General features: G+C 55.8%; 7 protein-coding genes and 1 pseudogene. 3 read left to right on the forward strand and 5 right to left on the reverse strand.

Translation table 11 applies throughout. From position 1 onward, the window contains the following. Positions 1-301, forward strand: a pseudogene (locus ABWO67_RS18165) (tripartite tricarboxylate transporter permease); the annotation flags it as partial. Positions 302-420: 119 nt separating this feature from the next. Here the strand turns inward: ABWO67_RS18165 and ABWO67_RS18170 are convergent. From ABWO67_RS18170 to ABWO67_RS18185, 4 genes are all read right to left on the reverse strand, one after another. After that, on the reverse strand, positions 421-1,725 hold the full coding sequence (locus ABWO67_RS18170) for a methyl-accepting chemotaxis protein (RefSeq protein ID WP_353154364.1): 1,305 nt from the start codon (positions 1,723-1,725) through the stop codon (positions 421-423). 137 nt (positions 1,726-1,862) lie between these two features. Further along, positions 1,863-3,059 carry an MFS transporter gene (locus ABWO67_RS18175; RefSeq protein ID WP_353154376.1) on the reverse strand — a complete coding sequence of 399 codons (1,197 nt, stop codon included), beginning with the start codon at positions 3,057-3,059 and terminating at the stop codon, positions 1,863-1,865. Between the two features lie 136 nt (positions 3,060-3,195). Next, positions 3,196-4,005, reverse strand: coding sequence for a sulfite exporter TauE/SafE family protein (locus ABWO67_RS18180; protein WP_353154367.1), 810 nt, complete (start codon positions 4,003-4,005; stop codon positions 3,196-3,198). A 6-nt stretch (positions 4,006-4,011) separates the two neighbouring features. Further along, the gene (locus tag ABWO67_RS18185) at positions 4,012-4,269 is read right to left on the reverse strand and encodes a DsrE family protein (RefSeq protein ID WP_353154370.1); all 258 of its coding nucleotides are present in this window, start codon (positions 4,267-4,269) and stop codon (positions 4,012-4,014) included. A 196-nt stretch (positions 4,270-4,465) separates the two neighbouring features. Here ABWO67_RS18185 and ABWO67_RS18190 point away from each other — a divergent pair, with 196 nt between their 5' ends. Beyond that, positions 4,466-5,260: a prolipoprotein diacylglyceryl transferase family protein gene (locus ABWO67_RS18190; RefSeq protein WP_353154379.1), complete on the forward strand. Its 795-nt coding sequence runs from the start codon at positions 4,466-4,468 to the stop codon at positions 5,258-5,260. A 140-nt stretch (positions 5,261-5,400) separates the two neighbouring features. Continuing rightward, the gene (locus ABWO67_RS18195) at positions 5,401-6,624 is read left to right on the forward strand and encodes an isochorismate synthase (RefSeq protein ID WP_353154373.1); all 1,224 of its coding nucleotides are present in this window, start codon (positions 5,401-5,403) and stop codon (positions 6,622-6,624) included. Positions 6,625-6,697: 73 nt separating this feature from the next. Here ABWO67_RS18195 and ABWO67_RS18200 read toward each other — a convergent pair whose 3' ends face one another. After that, a complete protein-coding gene (locus tag ABWO67_RS18200; protein WP_353154382.1) occupies positions 6,698-7,675 on the reverse strand; it encodes a Bug family tripartite tricarboxylate transporter substrate binding protein in 978 nt (325 codons plus the stop codon). Positions 7,676-7,678: the final 3 nt, after the last annotated feature.

Consider the following 7,678-nt stretch of genomic DNA (forward strand, 5'->3'; position numbering starts at 1 on the left):
GGTGTATTCCCTTAACTACAACGTCTTCGACATCTGGATGACGGCAGCATTTGGCGTGGTCGGTTATATCTGGTCCAAGCTCAAGTGCGAGGGTGCGCCGTTGCTGTTGGGTCTGGTGCTTGGACCCATGATGGAAGAGAACTTCCGTCGGGCATTGCTGTTGGCTCGCGGCGACTACTCTACATTTGTCATGCGACCATTGTCGGCTTCGCTACTAGGCGCAGCATTGTTGCTGGTTGTCATTGTGGCCTTGCCTTCCATACGCAAGAAACGTGAAGAGACGTTCGTCGAAGAGGATTAATATTGTTTTGGCAAAAGCCCCTTGATGGTTGCATCAAGGGGCTTTTTCTTGCCCGGACTAACCCTCGCGGTATGAGTCAGGGATATGGTTTTTTGAAGAAGGGTGTTCCAGCTTGAGAGCTATTGCGTGATGTCCCTGGTGACTTCGTCCAGTTTTTCCGACTGTGCCAGCGAAACATTGACCACGTCTGCCATGATTTCCGTAACGCGCTTGGATGATGTCAGTATATTGTCCATGGTCGAACCTGCGGAATGAACCAGGATGGCGCCGCGTTCTATCTGTTCGCCTGACGCAACAATCAACGCTTTGATTTCCTTGGCTGCGGAAGCGCTGTTTTGCGCAAGGCTGCGCACTTCAGCGGCGACGACAGCAAAGCCCCTGCCTTGCGGGCCGGCGCGCGCCGCTTCGACAGCGGCGTTCAGCGCCAGAATGTTTGTCTGGAAGGCGATGCCATCCATGACGCCAATGATGTCTGATATTTTTCGGGAGCTTTCGGTGATGGCGTCCATGGTTTGTACGACATCGGCTACCGTGCGCCCGCCTTGCTCGGCGACATTACAGGCTTCTTGCGCCAGGTCATTTGCCTGGGTAGCCCGTGTTGCGTTTTCTTTTAGACCTTGCACCGCGACTTCAAGTGTTTGGGCTGCGGTGAAGCGCCGGGTGATGTCGGTGGCGTATTTCACTACTTTGAACGGCCTGTTTTCGGTATCCAGAATCGGGTTGTAACTGGCTTCTATCCAGACTTGCCGTCCGCCTTGGCCTATGCGTAGGTACTGACCTGTCTGGTATTGGCCTTTGCTTAGTTGTTTCCAGAATTCGCGATACGCGGGGCTGCTGATGTGCGAAGGCTGTACGAACATGCTGTGATGCTGACCGACGATTTCGTCCAGTCTGTAGCCCATGGCCTCCAGGAAAAGGTCATTGGCTTTGATGATGGTGCCGTCGAGCTTGAACTCGATAATTGCCTGGACTCTGGATATGGCCGCCAACTGGCCGCGGCTGTCGGCATTGCGACGTTCTTGCTCAGTGATGTCGGTTGCGTACTTTACGACCTTCACAGGCCGGCCATCGTGATCGAGAATAGGGTTGTAGCTGGCCTGCAGCCACACTTCACGCCCATCTTTGGCAATCCGTTTATAGCGTCCAGTGTCGTAGTCGCCCCTGCCAAGCTTTTGCCAGAACTGGGCATAGGCGGCCGACTGCCGGACAGCGGGATCAATAAAAATCTGGTGATGTTCGCCCTGGATTTCTTGTAGCGTATAGCCCATGGTGTCCAGGAAGTTTTGATTGGCTATCAGTATATGGCCGTCGAGATCGAACTCTATGACCGCCTGGGCTCTCTGGATGGCGGCCAACTGGCCTTGCAAATCAGATTGGCGGCGGCTGGCGCCGAAAATGCGTTTGAAGGCTGAGTCTTGAGTCATCGTATCGTTCACTTTTCACTGGCGGATGAGGCCAAGGCCCTGAAGTGAGTTTTTGGCGTGCCACGGGGCTATTTTGATTTAGGTTTATAGGTTTACGGCAGCACGGCCGTAAACTTTAGTCCTTGCGGGCTTTGGCGTTACGCTGCCGCTGGCCGCGCCATCAACGTAAATTCCTTAGGCGGAAGTAATAGCGCGATCACCGCGGCCATCAGCAACACGACACCAGCGCTGCCGAAGGCAACCCAGTGTGTGCCGAATGCCTCGTAGGCCCACCCGCCCAGCCACGAGCTAATCATCGCTCCGACTTGATGGCCCAGATAGGCGCAGCCATACAACACACCGACCAGCCGCACGCCATAGATATCGGCCAAGAGTGCTGACGACAGGGCGATGCTGCCCGCCCATACGATGCCGCCTATGGCGGCTGCGGTATAAAGTTCCCAATGTGCGCCTACCACCAGTAGGGCGAAGAACCCCAGGCCCCGCACGAAATAGATGGCAGCCAATAGTTTCTTGCGCGGCACGATATCGGAAATGCGACCCAACACCAGAGTGCTGAAAATGGCGACCAAGCCGATCAACCCTATGCCCAGTGAACTGGTGGTTGCATCGAAGCCGTGATCCATCAGCATAGGCACGCCATGCGTGCCCAGTAAGTTCATGCTGAAGCCGCAAGCGAACAGGCCTAAGGTAATCTTCCAGAATGGCGAGGTGCGCAGGGCTTCGCGCAGCTTCAGGCTTTCTGCCAAGGATCGTTTGCCTGCGGGCAGGGCAGCGACTTCTTCGCGGGTTCGGTCGCCATGCGCAGGCGCATCATCCCGGATGACGAGTAGCGCCATAGGAACAGTAAACAAGGTGTAGACGGCGGCGAAACCAAGCATGGTTGCCTGCCATCCGGCCGCTTCGATTGCCACGTTCAGTAGCGGTGTCATGACGGCAATTCCCGCCATGGAACCCGTAGAAAGAAAGAATAGGGCCATGCCCCGGCGTCGTATGAACCACCGGGCCAGCACAGGTGTAAGCGTGACTGGGCTGGCCAGTGCCAGGCCTATGGAAAGCAGTATGCCGAAGGCAAGCAGGAAGCTGATGGGATCGCGGGCATACACAGTCCATATCGATGCGGCTACGACCACGGCATTGCCCAGCAGCAGTACGGGGCGCGTGCCGTGCTTGCTGACCAGATAGCCAGCTATAGGCATCCCCAGGCCATAACAAAGCATGCCGATGGCAATAATGCCCGAAAGCAGGCTGCGGCTGAAACCCAGGTCTTCTACCATAGGCAGGAAGAAGGGCCCGATGCCCATGCGCATGCCCACCGTCAGCAAGGTCAGCATCGTCGCCGCGGCGACGATGTTCCATCCGAAGTACCAACTACCGAAACGCTTTGCGGCCAACTCTATCTCCTGGGATGATGCAGAAATATACCCGATAATTGAAGCTTGAAAAGTTTTTCCAAGCGAGCTTTGGTGTTCAGTTTGAAAGGTAGGCGCGGCTCATTAGCAGCAACGATACCAGGATGGTAATTAGCGCAAAGCCGGCTTGAAGCCATCTTTCAGGTAGTGAGGGGGCAATCAGCCTTCCCGCCAGCATACCGCCAACCGCGGCGGTAATGAAATACCAGCCCGCGATGGATATCTGTGCGCCCGAAACCAGGGCGCTTGCTACCGAACTCATCGAAATCAGGGCAATGACCATCAACGAGGTTGCAACGATACCGTGCATACTGATATTACTGAAGTGCTTGAGCGCTGGAACGATCAAGAAGCCGCCGCCCACGCCCAGCATGCCTGTGAACAATCCTGATATCGAGCCCACAGTGGCCAGAATGGACGAGGACTTCCAGTTCCAATGCAGTTTTCCTGTAGCAGGATTGATCATGCATTGCTTATGCAGGGTTGTCGGGACGTGCTGTCGCCTCGAACTCTTCCAGACTTGCAACAGCATGCGTAGGGCAACAAGCAGCATGATCAGGCTGAACAGCGTCATGAGAAACAGGGAAGATACTTGGTGCGCGATCCAGATTCCCAGCGGCGAAATGATAGACCCTAGCAGGGCCATCAGGAATGCTGCCTTGTAGCGAACCAGCCCTTTACGCAACCCGTCCAAAGCCCCTAATAGGGCCGCACTGCCTACCGCCATCAATGCAATGGGTGTCGCCTGGGTCATGTTCATTCCCATCCCTAGCACCAGTGCGGGCACGGCCAGTATGCCTCCGCCTGCACCAGTCAGCCCCAGTACCATTCCGATCACTGATCCAAACGCAATACTCGTCAGTGTCATTGTTGGCTAGGCACGAATGTAGGTCCAGCCATCTTGCTGCATAGTGACCAAAGCAATGGCGGCGCTTGGCACGGTTTGCAAGGCAGGGGGTGCAACGGCGCCGATTTTGCTGAGTGTGTTCGCGCATGCGAGCAATAGCATGTCGGTCTCTGGATGCGACGTCTCCAGAGCGGCGCGCACCCCGTCTGCATTAACCACGATATGTACTTGGGCGTCAGGCCGATCGCGCAGAATATTCAGTGCGTTGTTGCGGGCGCGAGCCAAGCTTGTGCCTGAGGGTGCATGTATCAATATGCGAAGGGGTAGATCATTAACGTTCATAGTTCAAGATTATATGGTTAATTTAGTAATAAGCTTATTTCTTAAATGAATATAAGGCAGGGTCAAGCTGATATGGCAGCAATAACAGTGAATTGGATAGGTATCTCATGAATGCAGTAAAGGGAATCAATTAATGGGGATGGTGTCGATAGGACCTTTTGCCATTCCCAATGGTGTCTTCGCGGGCCTGCTGGCGTTTTTAAGCTTTACAGTTTTGGTGTCTATTGCAGCGCGACGCATGGACAAAAAATTTGACGCTTGGTCGACCGTGGCATTGATCGTGGGCCTGGTCGTGGCAAGACTGGTCTACGTTGCGTTGAATTGGGCAACGTTTTCTTCTGATCCCTTGCGGACATTCATGTTCTGGCAAGGTGGGCTCGAGTGGCGCTCAGGCGTGATGGCCGCGGTAGCCTGTTCGTTTTTTATGTTTCGTGCTTGGCGTACCAGAGGCATGGCCGTAGCGATATTGGGCGCAAGCGTGCTTGTATGGTTGGCTGCTGGAGTTGCATTGAATGACACAAAAGAGGGGATGCCTCTTCCCGATGTCACTCTGATCGATGCCAAGGGAACGCAAGTTGAACTGCGCCAGTATGCTTTCGGCCCTGTAGTTGTTAACTTGTGGGCTACCTGGTGTTCGCCGTGCAGGCGCGAGTTGCCCGCCATGGCGGCGCTAGCTGCGCAAAACCCTAATCTTCCTTTTTTATTCATCAATCAGGCAGAAGACCCTATCGCAGTCCAGGCCTTCTTGAAGCAACAGTCGCTTACTTTGGAGCATGTCCTGTCCGATGCGCGCTCGGAAGTGGCTCTCGCGCTGGGTACAGTCGGCATTCCGATAACCTTGTTTTTTTATGATGATGCGTTAGTAGACATGCATGCTGGCGAAATCTCTCCGGAGATGCTGAAGCGAAAAACCGAGGCACTACTTAATCATTGATTGGCCAGCGTTGCCGGTATTCTGTTTCTTTCGCTACCTAAGCAATTAACGTCCATTGGCACCGGCACCTCCTTCATTGAAAAGCCCCTTTGTTTCTGCTATCTTGCGCGGGGTTAATTAATACTGACAGGTGAAACATCATGCCGACCGAATCGGGTAATTCGACAAATACAACTAGTCCGACAGGGCAGGCCGATACACCAGCTAAAGGATGGCTGCTGGATGAATTCAAGGTGGGTGATTTTTTCTTTGCATCACCCAATACTCAGTATCGAGCCCGAGGAAAAGAAGGAGTCTTGTCCAGCTATAAGCCGGCGACCAGCGCCAGCGTCCAGGCATTATTCGAACAAGCCCGTCAGCGCGGGATTAGCGACCCCTTGATGTTTGGGCTGGTGCCTTTCGACAGCACCGATGCTGCCAGTATGGCTATTCCTTTGCGCTACGAAAGTGACGGCATACCAGCGGCTTCGGCTGTGTCGGCGGGCCAGCCAGCCAGCAGCAACGCAAAACCGAAAATCGTTCGACGAGAACCGGTTCCAGCGCCGCAGGAATACGGCGATATGGTGCGCAAGGCACTTACCTTGTTTGCACAGGGCGAGCTAAAAAAAGTCGTCCTGGCCCGCGCCATGGATATCGAGCTGGACCGGCCCCTGGACTACGAACGGCTATTGCCTGACCTGCTCAGTCGCAACGCCCACGGCTATACCTTTGCCGTGCCTATTTGGGCTAATGGTGATCAGACGGAGCCTACAGGCGTCATGGTGGGCGCCAGTCCCGAGTTGCTGGTACGGCGCGAAGGCGACCGCATCTATGTCAATCCGCTGGCGGGCTCCATTGGCAGAAGCAGCGATCCCGACATTGACCGTGAGCGTAGGGAAGGGTTGGCGTGCTCGGAGAAAGACCTGCGCGAGCATTCTTATGTGGTCAGCGATATTGAACGCATTCTGCGCCCTTATTGCGACGAGCTGGAAGTGCCCGCAGGCCCGTCAGTGATTGGCACCGATACGCTATGGCATCTGTCCACATACATAACCGGGAGGTTGCGCGATCCCAGCGTAACCGCACTGGACTTGTCTTGCGCCTTGCATCCGACACCGGCGATATGCGGCCACCCAACCGCTGCAGCCTTTGGGCATATCCGCGATCTGGAACCCTTTGACCGTGAATACTTTGCAGGCCTGGTTGGCTGGCAGCGGGCCAACGGCGACGGCGAATGGGCGCTTTCATTGCGATGCGCCCTGCATACCGATGCCAATCGCTTGCGCTTGTACGCGGGGGCCGGAACGGTAGCAGGCTCGGATCCCGACAGCGAGATTGCCGAAACCGCCACCAAGATGGAAACGTTCATGCGGGCGATCAGCTAATCGCCTTAGTGAAACATGCGGATTAAAAAAGCACAGGGCGCCTCGGCGCCCTGTGCTTTTTCAATAGCTCGCGTTAATTTACGCTGAGGTTAAGCCGCTTGATTAGCGGCACCCAGCGCTTGAGTTCGTCATCCATATACTGCGCGAATTCTGCAGGTTGATCGCCTACAGGCTCCATGAACTGGGATTTCAGCTTGGCCTGTACGTCGGGATTGTGGATAGCGCCGATCAGCGCATCGGCCAACTGTTGCTTGATATCGTCGGGTACGCCCGAAGGGGCGACAAAGCCTATCCAGCCAGAGCCTTCAATGCCGGGCATGCCCAATTCCGCCAGCGTGGGCACATCAGGCAGGAAGCTGGCACGCTCGCCTGCCGTCACGACAGCCAGGGCGCGTAGCCGGCCATCCTTGATCATGGACATGACGGCAATGGGCGGCAGGGCGGCAAAATGCGCATCGCCTGATAGCAGCGAGGTTACTGCGGCGGGGGATGACGGGTAGGGCACATGAACGGCCTTGCCGCCAGCGCGCTCAAGCAGCAGCTCGACCGACAGGTGAGATACCGTGCCGGCGCCTGTGGACGGAAAGTTGTATTTCGAGCCGGGTTCTTGTGTGGCCTTCAGCAGACCATCCAGGCTGGTAATGGGCGATTGCGCCGGCACAACGAGAATGTTGGGCTGGTGTACGCCCAGTGTCAGCGGCGAGAGATCTTTCTTGGGATCGTAAGGCAGGTTGTCGTACAGGACGGTGTTGTTGACCATGGGTCCGGTAATGGATACGCCAAAGGTATAACCGTCGGGCTTCGCCTTGGCGATTACGGACGTGCCCAGGTTACCGCTGGCGCCAGGGCGGTTCTGCACCACTATGGTCTGGCCGAGGGTTTCGCCGGCTTTTTCGGCAATCACGCGGGACATGACATCGGGGCTGGAACCGGGGCCGAACGGCACAATCAGTGTTAGCGGCTTCGCAGGCCATTTATCTGCGGCCAGGGCGGGCATTGTTACGGTGAGAGCCAAAGCCGCCACCAGGCTGGCTCGAATTAGTCTGCGCATAGT

Source organism: Pollutimonas bauzanensis, from assembly GCF_040393045.1.
In the GTDB taxonomy this organism is placed as follows: domain Bacteria; phylum Pseudomonadota; class Gammaproteobacteria; order Burkholderiales; family Burkholderiaceae_B; genus Pollutimonas; species Pollutimonas bauzanensis_A.

Excerpts from the sequence above, each read along its gene's own strand:
- ABWO67_RS18170 (WP_353154364.1), bottom strand. The coding sequence starts at position 1,725 with ATGACTCAAGACTCAGCCTTCAAACGCATTTTCGGCGCCAGCCGCCGC.
- ABWO67_RS18175 (WP_353154376.1), bottom strand. The coding sequence starts at position 3,059 with ATGCTGACCTTGCTGACGGTGGGCATGCGCATGGGCATCGGGCCCTTC.
- ABWO67_RS18180 (WP_353154367.1), bottom strand. The coding sequence starts at position 4,005 with ATGACACTGACGAGTATTGCGTTTGGATCAGTGATCGGAATGGTACTG.
- ABWO67_RS18190 (WP_353154379.1), top strand. The coding sequence starts at position 4,466 with ATGGTGTCGATAGGACCTTTTGCCATTCCCAATGGTGTCTTCGCGGGC.
- ABWO67_RS18195 (WP_353154373.1), top strand. The coding sequence starts at position 5,401 with ATGCCGACCGAATCGGGTAATTCGACAAATACAACTAGTCCGACAGGG.
- ABWO67_RS18200 (WP_353154382.1), bottom strand. The coding sequence starts at position 7,675 with ATGCGCAGACTAATTCGAGCCAGCCTGGTGGCGGCTTTGGCTCTCACC.